The organism is Psychrobacter sp. DD43 (assembly GCF_904846555.1).
Lineage (GTDB): Bacteria > Pseudomonadota > Gammaproteobacteria > Pseudomonadales > Moraxellaceae > Psychrobacter > Psychrobacter cryohalolentis.
Genome location: NZ_CAJHBE010000005.1, coordinates 145,079 through 166,921, shown reverse-complemented (window position 1 = coordinate 166,921; position 21,843 = coordinate 145,079). Strand labels below are relative to the sequence as shown.

Annotated in this window: 18 protein-coding genes; 16 read left to right on the top strand and 2 right to left on the bottom strand. The window is 44.0% G+C overall.

Annotated elements, in window-relative coordinates:
• From urtC to ureG, 9 genes are all read left to right on the top strand, one after another.
• Positions 1-1,071, top strand: coding sequence for an urea ABC transporter permease subunit UrtC (urtC, locus tag JMX89_RS04480; protein ID WP_010200558.1), 1,071 nt, complete (start codon positions 1-3; stop codon positions 1,069-1,071).
• Positions 1,071-2,042 carry an urea ABC transporter ATP-binding protein UrtD gene (urtD, locus tag JMX89_RS04475; protein WP_201550968.1) on the top strand — a complete coding sequence of 324 codons (972 nt, stop codon included), beginning with the start codon at positions 1,071-1,073 and terminating at the stop codon, positions 2,040-2,042. The genes urtC and urtD overlap by 1 nt, the downstream gene beginning before the upstream one ends.
• Positions 2,043-2,088: 46 nt before the next feature.
• On the top strand, positions 2,089-2,787 hold the full coding sequence (urtE, locus tag JMX89_RS04470; protein ID WP_201550966.1) for an urea ABC transporter ATP-binding subunit UrtE: 699 nt from the start codon (positions 2,089-2,091) through the stop codon (positions 2,785-2,787).
• 29 nt (positions 2,788-2,816) lie between these two features.
• Positions 2,817-3,806 carry an urease accessory protein UreD gene (locus tag JMX89_RS04465; protein ID WP_201550964.1) on the top strand — a complete coding sequence of 330 codons (990 nt, stop codon included), beginning with the start codon at positions 2,817-2,819 and terminating at the stop codon, positions 3,804-3,806.
• Positions 3,807-3,956: 150 nt separating this feature from the next.
• Positions 3,957-4,259, top strand: coding sequence for an urease subunit gamma (gene ureA / locus JMX89_RS04460; protein ID WP_010200554.1), 303 nt, complete (start codon positions 3,957-3,959; stop codon positions 4,257-4,259).
• Between the two features lie 74 nt (positions 4,260-4,333).
• A complete protein-coding gene (gene ureC, locus JMX89_RS04455) occupies positions 4,334-6,466 on the top strand; it encodes an urease subunit alpha (RefSeq protein WP_227673004.1) in 2,133 nt (710 codons plus the stop codon).
• A gap of 74 nt (positions 6,467-6,540) precedes the next feature.
• The gene (ureE, locus tag JMX89_RS04450; RefSeq protein ID WP_133104097.1) at positions 6,541-7,110 is read left to right on the top strand and encodes an urease accessory protein UreE; all 570 of its coding nucleotides are present in this window, start codon (positions 6,541-6,543) and stop codon (positions 7,108-7,110) included.
• Positions 7,103-7,918, top strand: a complete 816-nt coding sequence (locus tag JMX89_RS04445) for an urease accessory protein UreF (protein ID WP_201550962.1) — start codon at positions 7,103-7,105, stop codon at positions 7,916-7,918. The genes ureE and JMX89_RS04445 overlap by 8 nt, the downstream gene beginning before the upstream one ends.
• A gap of 39 nt (positions 7,919-7,957) precedes the next feature.
• Positions 7,958-8,611 (top strand): urease accessory protein UreG, encoded by a 654-nt coding sequence (gene ureG / locus JMX89_RS04440; RefSeq protein ID WP_020443204.1) that lies wholly within the window; start codon positions 7,958-7,960, stop codon positions 8,609-8,611.
• A gap of 408 nt (positions 8,612-9,019) precedes the next feature.
• On the opposite strand, the gene JMX89_RS04435 is transcribed toward ureG, so the two are convergent.
• Positions 9,020-10,702 (bottom strand): NAD-dependent malic enzyme, encoded by a 1,683-nt coding sequence (locus JMX89_RS04435; protein WP_201550960.1) that lies wholly within the window; start codon positions 10,700-10,702, stop codon positions 9,020-9,022.
• A 334-nt stretch (positions 10,703-11,036) separates the two neighbouring features.
• Positions 11,037-11,210 carry a hypothetical protein gene (locus tag JMX89_RS04430; RefSeq protein ID WP_201550958.1) on the bottom strand — a complete coding sequence of 58 codons (174 nt, stop codon included), beginning with the start codon at positions 11,208-11,210 and terminating at the stop codon, positions 11,037-11,039.
• Between the two features lie 313 nt (positions 11,211-11,523).
• On the opposite strand from JMX89_RS04430, the gene bhcA reads away from it, so the two are divergent.
• From bhcA to JMX89_RS04395, 7 genes are all read left to right on the top strand, one after another.
• Positions 11,524-12,699 (top strand): L-aspartate--glyoxylate aminotransferase BhcA, encoded by a 1,176-nt coding sequence (gene bhcA, locus JMX89_RS04425; protein WP_201550955.1) that lies wholly within the window; start codon positions 11,524-11,526, stop codon positions 12,697-12,699.
• Positions 12,700-12,765: 66 nt separating this feature from the next.
• Complete coding sequence (gene bhcB / locus JMX89_RS04420; RefSeq protein ID WP_201550953.1) at positions 12,766-13,746, top strand: beta-hydroxyaspartate dehydratase BhcB; 981 nt, start codon at positions 12,766-12,768, stop codon at positions 13,744-13,746.
• 129 nt (positions 13,747-13,875) lie between these two features.
• Complete coding sequence (gene bhcC, locus JMX89_RS04415) at positions 13,876-15,030, top strand: 3-hydroxy-D-aspartate aldolase BhcC (protein ID WP_011513320.1); 1,155 nt, start codon at positions 13,876-13,878, stop codon at positions 15,028-15,030.
• 145 nt (positions 15,031-15,175) lie between these two features.
• Positions 15,176-16,177: an iminosuccinate reductase BhcD gene (gene bhcD, locus JMX89_RS04410; RefSeq protein ID WP_201531592.1), complete on the top strand. Its 1,002-nt coding sequence runs from the start codon at positions 15,176-15,178 to the stop codon at positions 16,175-16,177.
• A gap of 348 nt (positions 16,178-16,525) precedes the next feature.
• Positions 16,526-18,694: an FAD-dependent oxidoreductase gene (locus JMX89_RS04405; protein WP_201531590.1), complete on the top strand. Its 2,169-nt coding sequence runs from the start codon at positions 16,526-16,528 to the stop codon at positions 18,692-18,694.
• Between the two features lie 3 nt (positions 18,695-18,697).
• Positions 18,698-20,005 carry an ABC transporter substrate-binding protein gene (locus JMX89_RS04400; protein WP_201531588.1) on the top strand — a complete coding sequence of 436 codons (1,308 nt, stop codon included), beginning with the start codon at positions 18,698-18,700 and terminating at the stop codon, positions 20,003-20,005.
• Positions 20,002-21,828 (top strand): ABC transporter permease, encoded by a 1,827-nt coding sequence (locus JMX89_RS04395; RefSeq protein ID WP_201531586.1) that lies wholly within the window; start codon positions 20,002-20,004, stop codon positions 21,826-21,828. Before JMX89_RS04400 ends, JMX89_RS04395 begins: the two co-directional genes overlap by 4 nt.
• Positions 21,829-21,843 lie beyond the last annotated feature (15 nt).

Sequence of the window (21,843 nt, the reverse complement as noted above, 5' to 3'; positions counted from 1 at the left end):
ATGCGTTTGACTCAATTATTATCTGATTCCCCACGTAATGCCATTTTGATTGGTTTGTGTTTTTTAGTGCTACTGATACTGCCTTGGCTCCATCTATTACCTGAAACCTCTAGTTTTCACCTGTCTGCTTACTGGATAACTTTGATTGGTAAAATAATGGCGCTCGCCATGGTAGCACTGGCTTTAGACTTGGTCTGGGGCTATGCCGGCATCCTAAGCTTAGGTCATGGTCTTTATTTTGCGCTAGGAGGTTATGCTTTTGGTATGTATTTAACGCGAGAAACGGCTGGCACAGGCTTGCCAGACTTTATGCGTTTCTTAAGTTGGACCGAGCTGCCGTGGTATTGGGCAGGCACTCAACACTTTTGGTGGGCGATGGCTCTAGTGGTATTAGTTCCCGGTCTGGTCGCTTTTATCTTTGGCTATTTTGCTTTTCGCTCCAAGATCAAAGGGGTTTATTTTTCGATTATTACTCAAGCCATGACCTATGCGGCAGCCTTATTATTCTTCCGTAACGAAACAGGCTTTGGTGGTAACAATGGCTTCACAGGTTTTACCACGTTATTGGGCTATGACATCACTGCCTCTTCAACAAGGGCTGTGCTGTGTTTTACGACTGCTTTGGCGCTGCTACTGTCCTATCTTGGACTACGCTATCTGATGAGCCAGCCTTATGGGCGCGTGCTCGGTGCCATCCGTGATAGTGAAAATCGATTGCAGTATTTAGGCTATCGCACGCTTTGGTACAAGCTTTCTGCTTGGGTATTGTCTGCAGTCATTGCTGGTATCGCTGGTGCTCTATATGTACCGCAAGTTGGCATCATTAATCCGGGTGAAATGAACCCCGTCAACTCTATCGAGATGGCAGTATGGGTGGCTGCGGGAGGCAGAGGTTCACTCATTGGTGCTATCGTAGGCGCAGGTGCAATCAATGCGATTAAGACTTATTTTACCGTCGCCTATCCGGAGTTTTGGTTGCTTATCCTAGGTGGATTATTTGTGGTGGTTACTTTATTTCTCCCTAACGGCATCATTGGCGTACTTGATCGTTTTAAAAAGGAAAAAGAATAATGTTAATAACTAATGCTGCTACTTCTAATGTTGCTACTTCCCAAAAAGTTACTAACGATGCGCTTGTTAAAAACAATCCTAGTATCAATAATCCAATGAAAAACTCTAAAAATACACCACACATAACAGTCGCAGAAAACACGCCTACCCGACCAGTCACTACTCTGGCTGAAGATTACGGAGATAGCGGGGGCTTGGCGCATCCTGTTCCCAAATCAGGGCCAGATATGAGACATGGTATTGCGCTGTATTTAGAAGACGTTAGCGTGTGGTTTGACTCGTTCCGTGCACTCAATGACTTATCTTTATACATTGAGGCAGGCGAGCTACGCTGCATCATCGGCCCTAATGGCGCAGGTAAGACGACATTAATGGATGTTATTACGGGCAAAACGCGTCCTACTAAAGGCAGTGCATTTTTCGGTCAAGTACATAATTTAGCCAAACTATCTACCGAAGAAATCGCGGAAGCAGGCATTGGTCGTAAGTTTCAAAAACCTACCGTATTTGAGAAATTTACTGTACTTGATAACTTAATGCTTGCTGCGCCAAAGGATAAGCGAGTGTCAAAAAGCTGGTTTAATCGTATTGACGCAGAAATCCAAGATACGCTTGACTCAACGCTTGATCAAATACGCCTAAAAGAGCTGATTAACAAGCCAGCAGGACTGTTGTCTCATGGTCAAAAACAGTGGCTAGAGATTGGGATGTTACTGATGCAAAGACCAAAACTTATCTTACTTGATGAACCAGTGGCAGGCATGACAGATGCCGAAACCGAACATACCGCTGAGTTATGTCTGCGCCTCAAAAAGAATCATACTTTAATCGTGGTTGAACATGACATGACTTTCATTGATGCCATAAGTGAGAAAGTGACGGTCTTAGCAAATGGTGCTATTTTGGCTGAAGGCACGTTGAGTGAAGTACAGAATAATGAAGCCGTTATTGAGACTTACTTGGGTCGATAATTGATAGTAGTGCTTAGAAATAGACCTAAAAAAGAGAGGTGCTTATATGTTAGAAATTAATGCCATAAATCAATATTATAGTGGCAGTCACATTTTACGTGATGTCACCCTCGCCGCACCGGTAGGAGAATGTAGCGTGGTACTGGGTCGTAATGGCGTCGGTAAAACCACCTTGCTTAAATGCTTGATGGGCATCCTACCAATAAAATCAGGTGAAATTTTATTAGACGGTAAGGACATTAGTCAGATGACGCCTGAGCAGCGTGTACGCGCAGGACTCGCTTATGTACCTCAAGGACGTGATATCTTTTCCACCTTGACCGTTGAAGAAAACATTCTGATTGGCATGGCGAAATTTTCTCAACGAAAAGCAAGCAAAGTACCCAAACACTTGTATGATATATTTCCAGTGCTGGACGAGATGAAGCATCGGCGCGGTGGCGATCTATCTGGTGGTCAGCAGCAGCAGCTCGCTATTGCTCGTGCGCTTGCCTCCGAGCCATCTGTGCTAGTACTTGATGAGCCGACTGAAGGTATTCAGCCCTCTATCATTAAGGACATCGGGCGGGTCATTAGGGATTTAGGTTATCAAGGTGAAATGGCCATTATACTGGTCGAGCAGTTTTATGAGTTTGCAGAAGAGCTTGCCGATAACTATACCGTGCTCTCTAGAGGACAAGTGGTAGCTCAAGGGGCTGGAGTTGACATGGCAAAAAACAACATTCAAGAGTTGGTGGCAATCTAAAAGGACACTTTCTAAAAGGGAATACAATTTTGACTTGGCAATCCTCACTACAGCTTCATTTCGACTGCGCCTCTACTGCTGCAAAAACTCGGCTGTATCATCGTGCCCATACTGGCGCACTAATGGTGCAGCGCGCGCTGTATCCTGAGCCTGATAGTACTGATAACAGTCAAGCAGGGATTTGCCATATTTATGTGTTGTATCCTCCTGCTGGTATCGCCGATGATGACCGCTTAACATTGGAATTTGACCTACACTCTAACAGCCATGCGGTGATTACCACCCCTGGAGCCGGCAAATGGTACGGGCAACGCAAATCATTACGATACTCTAGACCTAGCGACCCATCAAAATTTAACAACGGTACTCAATCGGCACATAGCAACACTTCTAACGACTGTTTTAATGATGTTGTCAGCGCAGAACAGCATATCAACGCCCGCCTCGATGACCACGCTATTCTTGAATGGCTACCACAAGAAAGTATCTATTACGATCATTCTATCTCTACTGCCAATAACCGCTTTTATTTGGCTAAAACGGCAAGTTTATTGACTTGGGATATTGCTGTGTTCGGACGTCAAGCGTATCAAGAGACGTTTGCTAATGGTCATTATGCCAACCGCTTAGAGGTATGGCGTGAGAGTGATCTATTGGTCAGTGAGTGCACTTCCCAACAAGCCAATACGCGCTGGTTTACCTCACCATTAGGACTGAACAATCAACATGTTCATGGCTCTTTTTGGGCAATACCTAGCACAGAGGTCATTGCGCCAGAACTACAGAATAATCCGCTCAAGCTCGGCCAATATTTAGATACCACTATTACCGAGATACGCCATCTCATTGATACGCAGTCATTACCTATTTATTGTACTCATAATTTTCAAGGTATTAATTGCCGTTATTTAGGGGCAGATGTGCGTGTGTGCTTTGAAGCTTTTTACCAAATTCGCGAGCTTATACGGTCTACATGGTATGCGCTTGAGCCTCATCGACCGAGAATTTGGGACACCTAATATCATGTGCTCCCACTTAATCTCATCCCTGAACAATGCTGAACCAAACCAGAATGACTCTACTTAGTACATTTAACTTGGCACATTTACTTTATGAAGATTAAAAACGGTTCATAGTCTTTAAAGCACAATAATTATTAAGGAAGCTTTATGCAATTAAATCCTACAGAGAAAGATAAACTCTTATTATTTACAGCCGGTATGGTGGCGGAACGTCGTAAAAATCGCGGCGTCAAGCTCAATTATCCTGAGTCTATCGCTTACATTAGCATGTTACTAATGGAAGGCGCACGTGATGGCAAAACCGTGGCGCAACTGATGAGTGAAGGAGCCACTTATCTCTCTGCCGATGACGTCATGGAAGGCATTGCAGAGATGATACACGATGTCCAAGTTGAAGCCACTTTCCCCGATGGCACTAAGCTGGTGACGGTACATAACCCCATCGTATAGCTTGTTTGCTATAAAGTCGTATACAACGATATTGAACTAGAGCCATTGCCGTAAGACGATTAAGGATAATAAAAATGACGATGAAAGTAGGCGAATATAAGATTAAAGCAGGCGATATGGCATTGAATGCTGGTCGCTGCGTTCAAACCATAGCAGTAATCAATACCGGCGACCGCCCTATTCAAATCGGTTCTCATTATCACTTCTATGAAGTCAATGCAGCACTGAGCTTTGATCGAGAGTCGACGCTTGGCTATCGACTCAATATCCTATCTGGCACTGCTGTACGTTTTGAGCCGGGACAAGCGCGCGAAGTGGAGCTGGTTGCCATCTCAGGTAGACAGCATATTTATGGTTTTTCGGGCAAAGTCATGGGCGTTGTAGACCCTAAAACCTCTCAAAACACCTCGAAAAAACGCATTGACCGACGTATTTATGCTGAACATTTTGGCCCTACCACAGGAGATAAGGTACGCTTGGCCGATACGAATTTATGGCTTGAGGTTGAATATGATTTGACCAGTCATATTGATCACCAGCCTGACATTGATAGTGTTAGCATTGGTGAAGAGGTTAAATTTGGCGGCGGTAAGGTTATCCGCGATGGCATGGGTCAGTCACAGCTAATAGGTGACCAAGTTGCCGATACTATTATTACCAATGCTCTAATTGTGGACTATAGCGGTATCTATAAGGCAGATGTGGCTATCAAAGAGGGCCGCATTAGTGGCATCGGTAAAGCTGGCAATCCTGATATTCAGCCTAACGTGACGTTACCTATTGGCGCGGCTACCGAAATTATCGCAGGAGAAGGTAAAATCTTGACTGCTGGCGGTATCGATAGTCATATTCACTTCATTGCACCGCAGCAATGTGAGACGGCATTGATGTCTGGTGTAACCACGATGTTAGGCGGTGGCACGGGGCCTGCTGAAGGTACTCTTGCCACCACTTGTACGCCTGGTGCCTATCATATTCACAGCATGCTAAAAGCCACTGATGCTATTCCGATGAATATCGGATTCTTAGGTAAAGGCAATGTTAGTTTACCTGCCCCCATTGTAGAGCAGATTGAAGCGGGTGCTATCGGGCTTAAGCTTCATGAAGACTGGGGCTCCACGCCCAAAGCCATTGATAACTGCCTTAGCGTGGCTGAAGAATATGATGTACAAGTGGCTATTCATACTGATACGTTAAATGAAAGTGGCTATTTAGATAGCACTCTAGGCGCGTTTAAAGACCGCTGTATTCACACCTTCCATACCGAAGGCGCTGGCGGCGGTCATGCCCCAGATATCTTAAAAGCTATTGGCGAAACCAACGTCTTACCCTCATCAACCAATCCAACGCGCCCTTTCACCATCAATACCATTGACGAGCATCTCGACATGCTCATGGTTTGTCACCATCTAAGCCCAGCCATTGCCGAAGATGTCGCTTTTGCAGAAAGCCGTATTCGTAAAGAAACCATTGCCGCTGAAGATATTTTACAAGATATGGGTGCCATCTCCATGATGAGTAGTGATTCGCAAGCGATGGGACGCGTGGGAGAAGGCATTATTCGCACATGGCAAACGGCTGATAAGATGAAAGCCCAGCGTGGTCACCTTGCTCCTGATCAATCAGCTAAAACTGAGCAATCCTTAGACAATATCATGCTAAGTCCTACGGATTCTGATAGCGGCAATGACAACTTTCGTATCAAACGCTACCTCGCAAAATACACCATCAACCCCGCTATTACCCATGGCATTAGTGATGAAGTAGGATCACTGGAGTTGGGGAAATGGGCAGATTTAGTGTTGTGGTCGCCTGCATTTTTTGGTGTTAAGCCTGATTTAATTATAAAAGGCGGTTTGATTGCAGCGGCACCTATGGGCGACCCCAATGCTTCCATATCCACCCCACAGCCTGTGCACTATCGCAGCATGTTTGGTAGCTTCCCCAAGACAGTGGCGCAGACTTGCATCACCTTTATGTCAAGTGCGGCTATTGATAAAGGTGTTGATAGGCAATTAGGATTAGAAAAGGTCATCAAAGCAGTACATAACATTCGTAAAGTACGTAAACAAGACATGAAATTCAACAGCTACTGTCCTCAGATGGAGGTCAATCCTGAGACTTATGAAGTGTATGCCGATGGTGAGCTGCTGACCTGTGAGCCTGCCGACTATCTACCGATGGCACAGCGCTACTTTTTATTCTAGCTGCTTTTTATTGTCGTGCTGATAATCCCCAGTCAGCTGTAAATCATCTATTTTAACGGACTATAGACATACTTATGAAAATTTATACGCAACGCCTTGATAAATCAGACCTGAACGCTGAACAGCAAGCCGTGATTGATAGCCAAAAACAGGCAGAAAAATTTTTATATTTAGATTTCGACACCCGTCAGCGTAGCCGTTTTAAAGCAGAAACCCAGCATCAAGAATCCATTGGTGTTGATTTGCCACGTACGGAAACCATTAAGAATGGCAGTGTGCTAGCAGACCATCAAGGCAATTTAATACAGATTATGGCCGCTAAGCAGGGATTAATCGAAGTAACTGCAGATAATAACTTTGACCTTATGAAAGGCGCTTACCATTTAGGCAACCGCCATGTGCCTTTAATGCTGACCCCTACTGCCCTCTACTTTGAGCCTGACCATGTTTTAGAAGCGATGTTACATCAACTTGGCCTACATACCCAAGCTGTACAAGCGCCGTTTGAGCCAGAGACTGGTGCTTATAAAGGCAATCAAGGCGGACATTCTCACTCTCATAGTCACAGTCATAGCCATGCACATAGCGATAACCATCAGCATAATCACTCTGACGCTCACAGCCATAATCATAATCATGACTAATCACGCCACACACTCACAGCAGACTACCCGTACCGCACAAGGTATAAATGATCTGAATAATACAGAGGTAACTGGACGTTTGCTCATGCTGGCGTCAAGCAACTTGCCTATTGGCAGTTATACCTACTCGCAAGGCATAGAACCGGCTATTGAGTCAGGGCTTATTCATGATGAAAGCAGTAGCATGGACTTTATGAGTGATTATCTGGAGCTGGCATTATGTCGTTATGAGCTACCGCTACTAGCGCTCATGATTGAAGCCATTATGATTGAGGACGTCGCACTTGCTGATGCTTTAGGTGCAGATTACCACGCTAGCCGCGAAACCAAAGAATTCGTCTATGAGTCAAGTCAATTAGCACTGTCTTTATCCGCATGGCTTGATAATGTCCTTGAGCTCAATGTGCCTGATAGCTTACTCGCTCATGGGTTTTTGCCACTGTTTGCCCATATCAGCTCGCACTGGCAATTTAACCCTGTACAAGCCATGACCACTTACGCTTTTGGTCAAATCGAAAATATGGTGCTGGCTGCGGTCAAGACTGTACCGCTTGGACAAATGGCAGGACAGCGAATCATTTGGCAGCTGCAACAGCTACTAAGCCAACAAGTACAGCCACTGGCTGCTCGCGTCAAGCAAAGCTTTTTGTACGCTCAAAGGCTGCCGTTAATGGCAGATAGCTCTGACATAACGATATCAAAACTAAATCTACTTTATCAACAGCTACAAATATCAGCCAACTTACCAAATTTAGCGCTCCTGTCTTGCCAGCATGAAAAACAATATAGCCGCTTATTTCGCTCTTAATCGCTGATAACCCTACCAACTTATTAAGGATATTTATTTATGGCACTGACACCCAAAGTCGAAAACAAACATTCAGACACGACATTATCACCACTACGCCTAGGTATTGGTGGCCCTGTAGGCTCAGGAAAAACGGCATTAACGCTGAGATTGTGTCAACGCCTGCGCGATGATGTCAATATGGCAGTGGTGACCAATGATATATATACCAAAGAAGACTCTGAATTTTTAACGCGTCATGAGGCCATGCCAGCCGAGCGCATTCGCGGTGTCGAAACGGGTGGCTGCCCGCATACTGCCATCCGTGAAGATGCCTCGATTAACCTGTCTGCCATCGCCGAATTACAGCAGCAGTTTGCAGGTCTTGAGCTTATTATCATCGAGTCTGGTGGCGATAATTTGGCAGCAACTTTTAGCCCTGAATTGTCCGACTTGACGCTATATGTCATTGACGTCTCGGCAGGCGATAAAATCCCTCGTAAAGGCGGGCCTGGTATCATGAAATCGGACTTGCTCATTATCAATAAAACCGACCTTGCCCCTTTCGTAGGCGCGTCACTTGAGGTGATGGCACGTGATGCCAAAAAAATGCGCGGCGATAAGCCTGTGGTCTTTAGCAACATGAAAACAGGCGAAGGCGTTGATGACATCGTTGCTTTTATCCTTGATAAAGGCATGATAAATGTGGCGTAAGACCATGCCTATAATGCCACATGCTATGGCATAAATAGCCGTTCTTAAAACTACTAAATGGTAAGCGGGTTATCAAACAGTGATCATATTGATTTGTTTACACATTAAGGATTTATCATGACCATAAAAACCTCACAAACCATGATATAGTCAATTCCAAATAAAACAGATACGTTATGTTCCAACGCAGTACTGGTATAAATTTTTCTGGCGTGCTGTGCCTACGCCGACAGAGGCTGCGTAAAACTCATCCCAGTCCTACTGTATCGCTTTAATACTGAATTCACTATACGTAAAAATTTCATCAGCAAAACGTCAACGGCTAGTGGATTAGCATTGTTATCATTAAAAAAGCCGAATGCTACTTTTAATCGTAGCATTCGGCTTTTTAGTCGGATTTTCTAACCGTTAGAAAGAAGTACGGCGATAGTCGCGGTATTTAGGTAACCAGAAGTTAGCTTTTAATCGACGTTCTAAGTTTTCTGCCGTGACTGGTAATGCCAGTTTATCTTCAATTGCTTGCAGGGCAACTGCATAGGCTATTTTTTCACTGATTTCTCTAATGAATTTAATGGGCGGCAATATGGCACCTGGCGCTTTTTCATATTCTACTGAGATATCTGCAAGTGCTTGACTTGCCGCCGTCAGCATATTATCGCTGATACCCGTTGCACGTGCTGCTAATACACCTAAACCAATGCCTGGGAATATATAGCTGTTATTACACTGAGAGACTTCAAAAGACTGACCTTCAAAAGTGGTATTAGGAAAAGGACTGCCCGTTGCAACAATGGCCTTACCACGACTCCAGTTGGTCACTTCTTGCGGTGTTGCTTCAACACGAGACGTTGGATTTGATAGCGGCAATACAATAGGATGTTCAGTATTAGCACATAAAGCTTCGATTACCTCTTGGGTAAACAGACCTTTTTGTCCGCTTACACCAAACAATACGGTTATTTTTGCTTGTTTAACCACTTGCGCTAAACCGAGTTTCTGACTTTTATCCCAACTTTCAATAGTAGATTCTTTTTGTACCAACGGTACTTGGAATTCTTGTAGCTCTGTCATGCTATCGGTTAGCAAACCATAACGATCAACCATAAATACTTGTCTGCGCGCCTGCGCCTCACTCAATCCTTCACGCTGCATTTGACGAATAATATGCTCAGCGATACCGCAACCTGCCGATCCTGCACCTAAGAAAGCGATGTTTTGTTGACTAAGTTTCTGGCCTTTATTTAAACACGCTGCAATCAAAGTACCAACTGAAACAGCAGCAGTTCCTTGGATATCGTCATTGAAGCAACATAGTTGATCACGATATTTATTCAATAATGGTGTGGCGTTCGTTTGTGCAAAATCTTCAAATTGCAATAACACTTCTGGCCAACGACGTTTAACGGCTTGAATAAATAAGTCGACAAATTCATTATATTCATCGCCAGAAATTCGTGGATTTCTCCAGCCCATGTACATAGGGTCATCAAGAAGCTGTTGATTATTGGTGCCTACGTCTAATAATATGGGTAGGCAATAAGCCGGGCTAATACCACCACAAGCCGTATATAAAGATAATTTACCAATTGGAATGCCCATTCCTCCAATACCTTGATCGCCTAAGCCCAAGATACGTTCGCCATCGGTGACAACAATCACTTTTACTTTTTGTTTGGTGGCGTTTTGCAGCATGTCATCGATTTTATGGCGCTCAGGATAAGAGATAAATAAACCACGTTTCCGGCGATAAATTTGTGAGAATTTTTCACAAGCTTGCCCAACCGTAGGGGTATAGATGAGCGGCATGACTTCCTCAATATGCTGCTCAATCAAATGGTGAAATAATGTCTCATTAGTGTCTTGTATATTACGCAAATAAATATGCTTATCCATATCACTGGTAAATGAGCGTAGTTGAAGATAAGCACGTGATGACTGCTCTTCAATCGTCTCAATATTATGAGGTAATAGACCGGTTAAATTAAAGCTATCGCGCTCCTCTGATGAAAAAGCACTGCCCTTATTCAATAAAGGGGTTTCTAATAGTGCAGGACCTGCAAAGGGGATATATAACGGACGTTGGTTTAACATGATAAAATCTTCTTATTTAAATATATGATGGTACGAAGTTAAGGGTTTAAATATTTTTATAAATGCATTAAATAACAGAGATTATTTAAATTGCTATCTTGATCTAACTTTCTTAGAATCATTCAAACTCACACACTCAAAAGTGATACCTATAAGAAATCCAATGTCTTTCATAAGCCCCTTAGCCTTGATAATAAAGGGTTTCTTTTATTGTGATTGCTTTATTGAATAAGTGGTTTTTGGTAGGTTAGAGATTAAGCGATACTGAAGAAACTGTAAAGCTATAGTACAGAATTTGAAGCAGAAGCGATCGAAAAGATAACAGACAATAACGCTAACGTAAGTGTAACGGCGCAGTAATTAGCAATAGCAATAGCAATAGCAATAGCAATAGCAATACAAGCGTTATCCAACTGACATAACCAATCAAGGCAAAAGTATCGGCACGGAACCATAATATACTGACGTTATGGCAGCTCTTAAATAAATCATGCAACTGAAATTGCAATCATGAATCATTTCTGTCAAGACATAAAACAACAAATAGGACTAATGTCAGCTATTCACGAAAAACAGTCAGTGTAATAGTCTAGAGAAGTCTAGCACAAAGGTTATTTAAAAACACCTTGTTACAACTTACTATTAGTGCTATATTTTAATCAGTTGATGAGTATCTACTCTTTGACATGGTTAATTTTTTAAATCTGAAAAACACACAAACCAAACTGTATGAGTCAGGAAGACTCTTGCATTAAATTCGCATGAACCCCTGCTTATACAACTATTGTGCCCCTTTATATGCACTCACAAGGATGTCAATCATGTCGCTACAAAACCCAATTTTTATTCCTGGTCCTACCAATATCCCTGACAGATTACGTCGCGCGATGAACGTGCCGACGCAAGATCACCGTGCTCCTGATTTCTCAGACACGTTCTTACCCGTGCTTGCTGATTGTAAAAAGGTATTTGGCACCCAAGATGGCGAAATCATCTTGTTTACCTCTAGCGGCACAGGCGGCTGGGAAGCGGCTATTAGCAACACCTTATCACCTGGTGATAAAGTTCTGATTGCACGCTATGGTATGTTCTCGCATCGCTGGATCGATATGTGTCAGCGCCACGGACTTGATGTACAAGTTGTAGAATGCGATTGGGGAACAGGCGCACCTGCTGACCAATTTCAAGCTATTTTGAGCGAAGATACGGCACACGAAATCAAAGCCGTCATGGTCACGCATAACGAAACAGCAACAGGTGTTTTAAGTGATATTGGCGCCGTTCGCGAAGCCATGGATAGCAGTGACCACCCTGCTTTATTATTCGTAGATGGTGTTAGCTCAATTGCTTGTGTCCCTTTTGAGATGGATGCTTGGGGCGTAGACGTTGCTGTTGCCGGCTCACAAAAAGGCTTTATGCTCGCAACGGGTATGGCAATATTGGGCGTCAGTCAAAAAGCTTTGAGTCATATGGATGAGGCAAAGCTTCCACGTACTTATTTTGCTTTTCGTGATATGTTAAATGCCAATGCCAACGGCGGCTTCCCTTATACGCCACCATTAAATCTCATCTATGGCCTAAGAGAAAGTCTTGAGATGTTGTTTGATGAAGGTCTTGAGAATGTTTATGCACGTCATTACCGTCTAGCCGAAGGCGTACGACAAGCGGTTAGCGCTTGGGGTATGAAACTGTGTGCAAAAACACCTGACCTTTATTCTAATACCGTCAGCGCCATCTTTGTTCCTGAAGGCTTTGACAGTAATAAGCTGACCGATCATGCTTTTAATAAATACGGTATCTCATTTGGTATTGGTTTGGGCGAGATGAATGCTAAAGCATTTAGAATCGGTCATCTAGGTTCATTAACTGAAGTTATGGTACTAGCAGGGCTTGCAACGATTGAGATGGCGATGGTTGATTTGGGCTACCCTATTAAACTCGGACAAGGCGTTGCTGCTGCGCAAGAGTATTATCGCAACAGCGCACCAACTAAATAAAATTTATTAGATAACAAGCTATTAAACAAAATAGCAATTAAACAAAAGAATAAAGGACTGTTTTTTATGATCACAAACGAAGATGGATTAGTGATTCCAACCCTTGATGATATGTTAGAGGCGCATGAGCGCATCAAACCCTATATCCATCGCACCCCTGTTTTGACCTCGCGCTTTTTAAATGAGCTGGCAGGCTGTGAGATGTTCTTTAAATGTGAGAACTTCCAAAAAGCAGGCGCTTTTAAAGTACGCGGCGCATCAAACGCCGTATTTGGTCTGTCTGACGAAGATGCCAAAAATGGCGTTTGTACACACAGCTCAGGTAACCATGCCCTATCTTTATCTTATGCTGCAGGCCAGCGTGGTATACCATGTAATGTGGTGATGCCGCATAGCGCGCCTGAAGCTAAAAAAGCCGCGGTACGTGGCTATGGCGGTATCATCACCGAATGCCAGCCATCAACCACATCGCGTGAAGAAGTCTTTGCCAAAGTTCAAGCAGAAACAGGCGGCGACTTTGTCCATCCGTACAATGATCCACGCGTTATCGCTGGACAAGCCACTTGCTCACGTGAGTTTTTAGAACAAATGGAAGAGATTGGTGAAAAACCTGATATGGTTGTGGCACCCATTGGTGGTGGCGGTATGATTTCAGGTACTTGTTTGACGTTATCTAATCTAGCCCCTGATGTCAAAATCTATGCAGCAGAGCCATTAAACGCTGATGACGCTGCACGCTCATTTAAAGCCGGTCATATTATCGCTGATGATGCACCAAACACGGTTGCCGATGGTTTAAAAGTGCCGCTGAAGGATTTGACTTGGCATTTTGTTAGCAATTATGTGACTGATATTTTGACCGCGACTGAAGAAGAAATCGTTGAAGCGATGAAACTGACTTGGACGCATATGAAGATCGTCATTGAACCAAGCTGTGCCGTGCCGCTTGCTGTCATTTTGAAGAACAAAGACGTTTTTGCAGGTAAAAAGGTTGGCGTCATCATCACTGGTGGTAACGTTGATCTCGACAAGTTGCCTTGGAATTAATGATCGGCAACTAAATATCAGTAATTAGGTATCAATAACTGATTACAAATGGAGCGTTAACTAAGCGCCAGTAATGCGCAAGTTTAAACGGCTTTTTATAACACTAACTAATAACATGGAAGAATTAAAATGACAATGACTGCCGAATTAGAAGTAGGTTACAACGTACCCGCCGCTGTTGGTATGGACGAAGCTGACATTCAAACCCCTTGTTTGATCTTGGATCTTGACGCCCTTGAGCGTAACGTCAAAAAAATGGGCGATTATGCTAAAGCCCATAATATGCGTCACCGTAGCCACGGTAAAATGCACAAATCAGTTGACGTACAAAATTTACAAGAAGAGCTTGGCGGCGCTATTGGCGTTTGCTGTCAAAAGGTCTCTGAAGCAGAAGTATTCGTACGTGGTGGCATTAAAGACGTGTTGGTATCGAACCAAGTCCGTAATCCAGCTAAAATTGAGCGTTTAGCGAATCTACCTAAGTTGGGTGCAACCATCACCGTTTGTGTCGATGATGTCGATAACGTCGCTGAGCTATCAGCTGCTGCGACCAAAGCAGGCACTGAACTGAACTGCTATATCGAAATCGACTGCGGCGCTGGACGTTGTGGTGTAACGACGACTGAAGCGGTTGTTGAGATTGCCAAAGCAATTGATGCCGCTGAAAACCTAAAATTCACTGGTATCCAAGCTTATCAAGGTGCGATGCAACATATGGACAGCTTTAGCGATCGCAAAGCGAAAACACAAATCGCTATCGATCAAGTACAAGAAGCAATCGATGCATTAACTGAAATCGGGCTAAAACCAGAATTTGTATCGGGTGGCGGTACAGGTAGTTATTACTTCGAAAGTAATTCAGGTGTTTTCAACGAATTACAGTGTGGCTCTTACGCATTTATGGATGCCGATTACGGTCGTATTTTAGATGAAGACGGCAACCGCATCGATGCTGGTGAGTGGGAAAATGCGTTATTTATCCTAACGTCTGTGATGAGCCATGCCAAAACCGACAAAGCCATCGTTGATGCTGGTCTAAAAGCTCAGTCAGTTGATAGCGGCCTACCGTTCATCTATGGTCGTGACGATGTTGAATATGTTAAATGTTCAGACGAGCATGGCGTAGTCAGCGATCCAAATGGCGTACTGGAAATCAATGAAAAACTAAAACTGGTACCTGGTCATTGTGATCCTACTTGTAACGTTCATGATTTCTATATTGGTGTGCGTAATGGTAAAGTTGAAACCGTATGGCCAGTATCTGCACGCGGTAAAATGTACTAAGCACTGTATTAGGAACTATAAGCTAAATTAGTATGATTCTATCCGTTTAGTTTAGATGGGCTGTTGTAGCTTTAGCCTACAGCAGCCCTTATTCATTTAAAGTATTCAAGAATTACAAATCAAAAAGTATAAAAAGGAATTTATAATGAGTGAAGCAAATAGTGTTAATAGTGACGAAGGTTTATTGATCGTATCAGAAGACGCTTGCAAATCGGTGATTGATCGCCCTTCTGCATTTATCGCCGTTGAAAATGTTTTTGCGTCAATGTCACGAGGGGACGCCTATAACTTCCCTGTTATCCGCGAAGCCATTGGCTATGCTGATGCGTTATACGGCTTTAAATCAGGTTTTGACCGTGCAGGAAAATCACTAGGTCTAAAATCAGGTGGCTACTGGCCAGGCAATGCGGCTAAAGGCTTGACCAATCATCAATCCACGATTTTCTTATTCAATCCAGATAATGGTAAATTGCGTGCACTGGTCGGCGGCAACTATTTAACTGCCGTACGTACCGCCGCCGCATCGGCCGTATCAATCGCCCATCTAGCACGTAAAGACAGCAAAGTACTTGGTATGGTCGGCGCCGGTCATCAGTCTACTTTTCAGCTGCGTGCCGCTCTTGAGCAACGCAATTTCGAAAAAGTAGTCGCTTGGAATAAGAATAAAGATCGTCTCAAAAACCTACAAGCCGTCGCTGAAGAATTAGGCGTACCGTTTGAAGCCGTTGAGCGTGAGCAGTTATGTAGCGAGGCGGATGTAATCATTACTATTACTTCAGCGTTTGAGCCATTACTGATGAAAGAGTGGATCAAACCCGGTACGCATATCGCCTGTATGGGTACCGATACCGTTGGTAAGCAAGAAGTTGATGTCAACTTAGTAGCGGCTGCTACTGTATTTACAGATGAAATCGCGCAATCAATCAGTCTTGGTGAAGCCCAGCATGCGATTAAATCTGGTGCTATCAAAGAGAGTGATATCACCACGCTTGGTGATGTTATTAATGGAGATCACCCAGGTCGCAGCTCAGATGATGAAATTACCTTGTTTGATGGTACAGGTGTTGGTTTACAAGATTTAGCAGTAGCCTCTGCTGCCGCTAAGCTTGCCCTTGAAAAAGGCAAAGCTCAGCATATCTCTTTATAACTCTCGTCGCAATTAGGACATTAGCTATTGTATTTTACAACCGCCAAATAATAAGTGTATTTGGCGGTTTTTTATAATACTGATATAAGCAGAGGACAACTATCACTACCTTCTTCTATATCACTTTAAGATTTGTCTCAAGCCATTCACAATACTATATTTGAACAATCGCTCAATAACGATTACAATGGATAAATGTCATATTTTACGTATATCTATGACTAGATTTTGAACAGTCATTTATAACATAACTATATGAAAAACTAGCTTATAGTAGGAATACAGCGTTATTCTTTGCTAAGTGATTCTTTACTACATGATGTTTTATATTATTTATCTGGATAACCCATGATTAAAAAAATAGTGTTGATATTCGCGGTCTTGATTGGCGTCATTGGCTTTTTTTATTTTGACCTCAATGAATTATTAACACTTGAGGGCTTAAAAGGCTCGATGGATCATTTTGAGCAATATAAAACACAGTCGCCATGGTTAGTCATCGGCGGCTTTTTTGTAGTCTACATCTTAGTCACGGCATTATCCTTACCCGGTGCCGCTATTTTAACCTTGGCAGCCGGTGCTTTATTCGGTTTAGTACAAGGTATATTGGTCGCCTCATTTGCCTCAAGTATCGGTGCCACCCTCGCTTTTTTGACCTCGCGTTATTTGTTACGCGATACCATCAAACAGCGTTTTCCTGACCGTCTTGCTTCCATCGATGCTGGGGTAAAAAAAGAAGGCGGATTTTATTTATTTACGTTACGTTTGGTGCCGATATTCCCCTTTTTCCTTATCAACTTATTGATGGGTCTGACTGCTATCAAAGCAAGGACCTTTTATTGGGTCAGCCAAATCGGTATGCTTGCCGGCACCTTTGTATTTGTGAATGCCGGTACACAGTTGGCACAAATCGAGCAGTTATCTGGCATTTTGTCCTTTAATCTGCTGGCTTCATTTGCATTATTAGGGTTATTTCCGCTGATAGCAAAAGGCATATTAACGATACTTAAAAAACGCCGTGTCTATAAAAACTATCATAAGCCCAAAAAATTCGACCGGAATATGATTGTGATTGGTGCCGGTGCTGGCGGACTCGTTACCAGCTATATTGCTGCGACCGTCAAAGCAAAAGTCACATTGATTGAAGCAGGTGAGATGGGCGGCGACTGCTTAAACTATGGCTGCGTCCCCAGTAAAGCGCTGATAAAAAGCGCAAAAGTGGTTGAGCAGATACGCCATGGCGAGCGTTACGGACTCAACAATACCCAACCGGATTTTGCATTCAAGAACATCATGGCTCGCATTCATAAAGTCATTGCTGATATCGCTCCAAATGATAGTATCGAGCGTTATACGAGCTTGGGTGTCGAGGTATTGAAAGGCTATGCAAAGCTCATTGATCCATGGACGGTTGAGATTGCCCTCAACGATGGCGGCATTCAGACATTAACCGCGCGCTCTATCGTTATCGCGACGGGCGCACGCCCCTTTGTCCCAGACCTACCGGGTTTAGATGAGACAGGTTATGTGACAAGCGATACTCTCTGGGATAAATTTGCAAAACTTGATAAAGCGCCGAGCAAGCTGGTCGTACTTGGCGGCAGACCCATTGGCTGTGAGCTGGCACAATCCTTTGCTCGTTTAGGTTCTGCTGTGACCCAAATCGAAAGAGGCACGCGACTGATGAAAAAAGAGGATGTCGAGGTTTCTGTATTTGCGCAAGAAGCACTGACTGAGAGTGGCGTTACTATCTTAACCTCACAGCAAGCAATTCGCTGTGAAACTCGTGATGGCAAAAAACATATCATCGTTGCACCAAAAGGCAGCACTGATGATCAACAAGAAACTGCCATTGAGTATGACGAGTTGATTTGTGCAGTCGGTCGTAGTGCGCGCCTAGAAGGCTACGGACTTGACACCTTGGGCATCGATACTGAGCGCACCATCAATACCGATGAGTATCTTGAAACGCTTTACCCCAATATCTATGCGGCAGGTGATATCGTAGGTCCTTATCAATTTACTCATGTAGCTTCCCATCAAGCATGGTACGCTGCGGTCAATGGCTTATTTGGTCATCTTAAAAAATTCAAAGTAGATTATCGCGTGATTCCATGGACGACGTTTATTGACCCAGAAGTAGCACGAGTGGGCTTAAATGAGCAAGAAGCGATTGATAAAGGCATCGACTTTGAAATCACACGTTATGACTTTAAAGACTTAGATCGGGCAGTAACCGAAAGCGCCAATCATGGCTTTATCAAGGTCATTACCCCAAAGGGCAAAAATAAGATATTGGGTGTGACTATCGTCGCTGAACATGCCGGCGACTTGATGGCTGAGTTTGTACTGGCCATGAAACACAATCTAGGGCTGAATAAAATACTGGGCACCATTCATATCTATCCAACATGGGCAGAAGGCAATAAGTATGCAGCTGGGGAATGGAAACGCAATCATGCGCCTAAAAAAGCGCTACAGTTGCTTGAGAAGTATCATACTTGGCGTCGAGGTTAATTCATGCACCCTCCTAGCTTGCCCGCAGCTTTGACAATACCAAAAAAACTGAGCCGCTATAGCGCCTTTATCATAGTGCTTGGTATATGTGTTGGCATCTCTGCAAGTACCGCTTCGACTCTCACTGCCATGGATAATAAAAGCACCTTGCAGTGGCAGCAGATGGTACAAGCGGGTGAAAATCAAGACGTTTACTTTCATACTTGGGGCGGGGATCCACAAATTAATGCCTATATTCAGTGGGCTGCAAAAGAGGTCGATAAAAAATATAATATTAACTTGGTTCATGTCAAATTAAGCGACACCAGTGAAGCTGTCAGCCGTGTCCTTGCAGAAAAATCTGCCAATAATAATGATAAAGGTAGCGTTGATTTAATTTGGATCAACGGTGCGAACTTTGCTGCTATGAGTGAGAATAAATTACTATTAAAGGACTGGGCGTCTACTCTACCGAACTTTGCTCTGACTGATCCTGATCACAATCCCTCTGTTACTCTTGACTTTGGCATACCTACCAATGGTATGGAAGCGCCATGGGGACAGGCGTCATTGACTTTTTATTATGATAACTTAGCGATGAATAAGCCGCCTGCTACCTTGCAGCAATTAAAGATGTGGGCACAGCAGACCCCCGGACGTTTTGGCTACCCAAAGCCGCCTGATTTTTTGGGTATGAGTTTTTTGAAATACGCTTTGGTCATGCTGCATGAGCAAAATGATAGTAAGAATGGAACCACTCTCAGAGCAGAGCTTAACCAGCCGGTAGATGCACAAAACAAAGATTTGATACTCAATCCGCTGTGGGATTTTTTGGATGAGCTGCATCCCATGCTATGGCGAAAAGGTGAGCAATTCCTGCAAAGCGGCGCACAAATGCGGCGCTTGGTAGATGATACAGAGCTCAGCTTGGCTTTTACCTTTTCAGGATCCGAAATACCAGCTGCCGTTCAGCGCTATGACTTACCGCCCAGTATTCGCAGTTATGCTATGACAGATGGCAGTTTAAGCAATACTCATTTCGTTGCTATTCCTTATAATGCAAGCCATGCAGCCGCAGCACAACTGGTGGCAAACTTTTTATTGAGCCCAGAAGCACAGGCGCATAAACAAAACCCAGCTGTCTGGGGAGATAAAACCGTGCTGGTTCAATCGACACTGAGCGCCGAGCAGCAAGCACTCTTTAAAGCCAATAAACCGCATGCAAGCGCCCTACCTTTTGATGCCATTAAACGAATCGTCAGTGAACCACACCCCAGCTGGGTCGACGCCATTATGCAAGGTTGGCAAGCACGCTACGGAGTTAGCGAATGAAAAAATTCATTCATAGAAACGAGGCTGACACTGATAACAGCAATCCTGATGGCGTGAATACTGACACTCTCCATACTGCTATTGTTCATTCTAATCTAAGCACTCAAATAGCCACGACCTATAAAGCTGACCTTTTTACGCGTTTAGTGACCCTAAGCCCCAGTCTTTTACTAATACTCCTTATTTTTCCTGTATTAGGAGGTTTGATAAGCGTCATCCTGCCAGCGTTTGGCTGGGTGCCTGCTCTAGAAACAACGACATTTGGTCTACAAGGATTTAAAGCGCTGGGTGACACTCTAGGACTTAAAAAAATGGTCGCGCTCAGTGTAGCAACCGGATTTCTCAGCACCCTACTCGCCTTTGTCATTGCGATTATGATATTGGCGACGTTTTTTAATAGTCCTTGGCTCACACGTATTGAACGTTTGCTTAGCCCTATTTTAGTGATCCCGCATGCCGCAGCGGCGATTGCCGTTGGGTTTTTGATTGCACCCTCTGGCATGATTGCACGAATGATATCGCCATGGCTCAGTGGTTGGGAGCTGGCACCACAGGGGATACTACCGCATGACCCTTATGGCATCAGTATCATCTTAGGTCTAGTACTCAAAGAGCTGCCTTTTCTATTGTTAATGGCACTTGGCGTGTTCGCACAGCCTGAGCTTGGTAAAAAGCTGCGCCAACAATATCAAGTTGCGCTAAACTTAGGCTACTATCCCATCACTGCCTTTTTCAAAGCAGTATTTCCTATACTGTACTCCTTCTTGCGTTTGCCTATTTTGGCAGTCCTCGCTTACGCCAGTGCCAGTGTTGAGATGCCATTAATTTTAGGACCCAACACTCCGCCCACGCTTGCTGTCACTATCATGCAGTGGTTCAATGATGTTGATTTGAACTTACGTATCAAAGCCTCGGCTGGGGCAATATTACAGCTACTACTGACAGGCAGCTTAATTGCATTATGGCTTGGCGGTGAGCGTATGGTCAAAGCGCTATGCAGTGACGCATTGGTTAATGGAAAACGCCAGTATAAGGATGTTATTTGGCAGAAACTCACTGCAAGCGCCACGGTATTCATCATAGGGTTTATCGCCCTCTCGCTCATTGGTCTGCTGATGTGGTCTTTAGCTGGCTATTGGCGCTTCCCTGCCGCCCTGCCAGAGCAGCTCGTACTATTACACTTTCAAAGCGCCTTGATGCAAATAAGCACACCATTATTTAACACCCTTGCCCTTGGTATCGTCTCCACCCTTTTTGCTATTGCCATAACGGTACTGTGCTTAGAGGCAGAGCAGTTAAGCAATAAACCCATCTCAAATTTTACCAGCTTGATTATTTACCTGCCACTTCTGGTGCCGAGCATTGCTTTCTTATTTGGCTTGGTGTGGTTACAGCAACTTGTCCATAACCAAGCGGCATTTTTTAACGTCGCTTTTACCCACTTCTTATTTGTACTGCCCTATGTATTTTTATCCCTTGCCAGCAGCTATAGAAGGTTAGATAAGCGCTTTGCCACTGTAGCAGCCAGTCTTGGAGCGCCGCCTATGAGAGTATTCTTCCAAGTTAAGTTACCGCAGTTATTTGCACCGCTACTCATCGCAATGGCACTAGGATTGGCGGTGAGTTTTGGTCAATATCTGCCAACGTTACTCACGGGCGGCGGACGTATTGCTACCATTACGACCGAAGCGGTGACGCTTGCTAATGGTGCCAGCCGCCGTACCAGCGCCGTATATGCCATTATACAAATGGGGTTACCACTGATTGGCTTTATGGTGGCATGGCTGCTACCGAAGTATTTTTTCAGAAGTGGCGTGCGTTAGAATGTTCAATCATAA

Bases quoted from the DNA above. Each gene is read 5' to 3' on its own strand.
- urtC (WP_010200558.1), top strand. From the start codon at position 1: ATGCGTTTGACTCAATTATTATCTGATTCCCCACGTAATGCCATTTTG.
- urtD (WP_201550968.1), top strand. From the start codon at position 1,071: ATGTTAATAACTAATGCTGCTACTTCTAATGTTGCTACTTCCCAAAAA.
- urtE (WP_201550966.1), top strand. From the start codon at position 2,089: ATGTTAGAAATTAATGCCATAAATCAATATTATAGTGGCAGTCACATT.
- ureA (WP_010200554.1), top strand. From the start codon at position 3,957: ATGCAATTAAATCCTACAGAGAAAGATAAACTCTTATTATTTACAGCC.
- ureC (WP_227673004.1), top strand. From the start codon at position 4,334: ATGACGATGAAAGTAGGCGAATATAAGATTAAAGCAGGCGATATGGCA.
- ureE (WP_133104097.1), top strand. From the start codon at position 6,541: ATGAAAATTTATACGCAACGCCTTGATAAATCAGACCTGAACGCTGAA.
- JMX89_RS04445 (WP_201550962.1), top strand. From the start codon at position 7,103: ATGACTAATCACGCCACACACTCACAGCAGACTACCCGTACCGCACAA.
- ureG (WP_020443204.1), top strand. From the start codon at position 7,958: ATGGCACTGACACCCAAAGTCGAAAACAAACATTCAGACACGACATTA.
- JMX89_RS04435 (WP_201550960.1), bottom strand. From the start codon at position 10,702: ATGTTAAACCAACGTCCGTTATATATCCCCTTTGCAGGTCCTGCACTA.
- bhcA (WP_201550955.1), top strand. From the start codon at position 11,524: ATGTCGCTACAAAACCCAATTTTTATTCCTGGTCCTACCAATATCCCT.
- bhcB (WP_201550953.1), top strand. From the start codon at position 12,766: ATGATCACAAACGAAGATGGATTAGTGATTCCAACCCTTGATGATATG.
- bhcC (WP_011513320.1), top strand. From the start codon at position 13,876: ATGACAATGACTGCCGAATTAGAAGTAGGTTACAACGTACCCGCCGCT.
- bhcD (WP_201531592.1), top strand. From the start codon at position 15,176: ATGAGTGAAGCAAATAGTGTTAATAGTGACGAAGGTTTATTGATCGTA.
- JMX89_RS04405 (WP_201531590.1), top strand. From the start codon at position 16,526: ATGATTAAAAAAATAGTGTTGATATTCGCGGTCTTGATTGGCGTCATT.
- JMX89_RS04400 (WP_201531588.1), top strand. From the start codon at position 18,698: ATGCACCCTCCTAGCTTGCCCGCAGCTTTGACAATACCAAAAAAACTG.
- JMX89_RS04395 (WP_201531586.1), top strand. From the start codon at position 20,002: ATGAAAAAATTCATTCATAGAAACGAGGCTGACACTGATAACAGCAAT.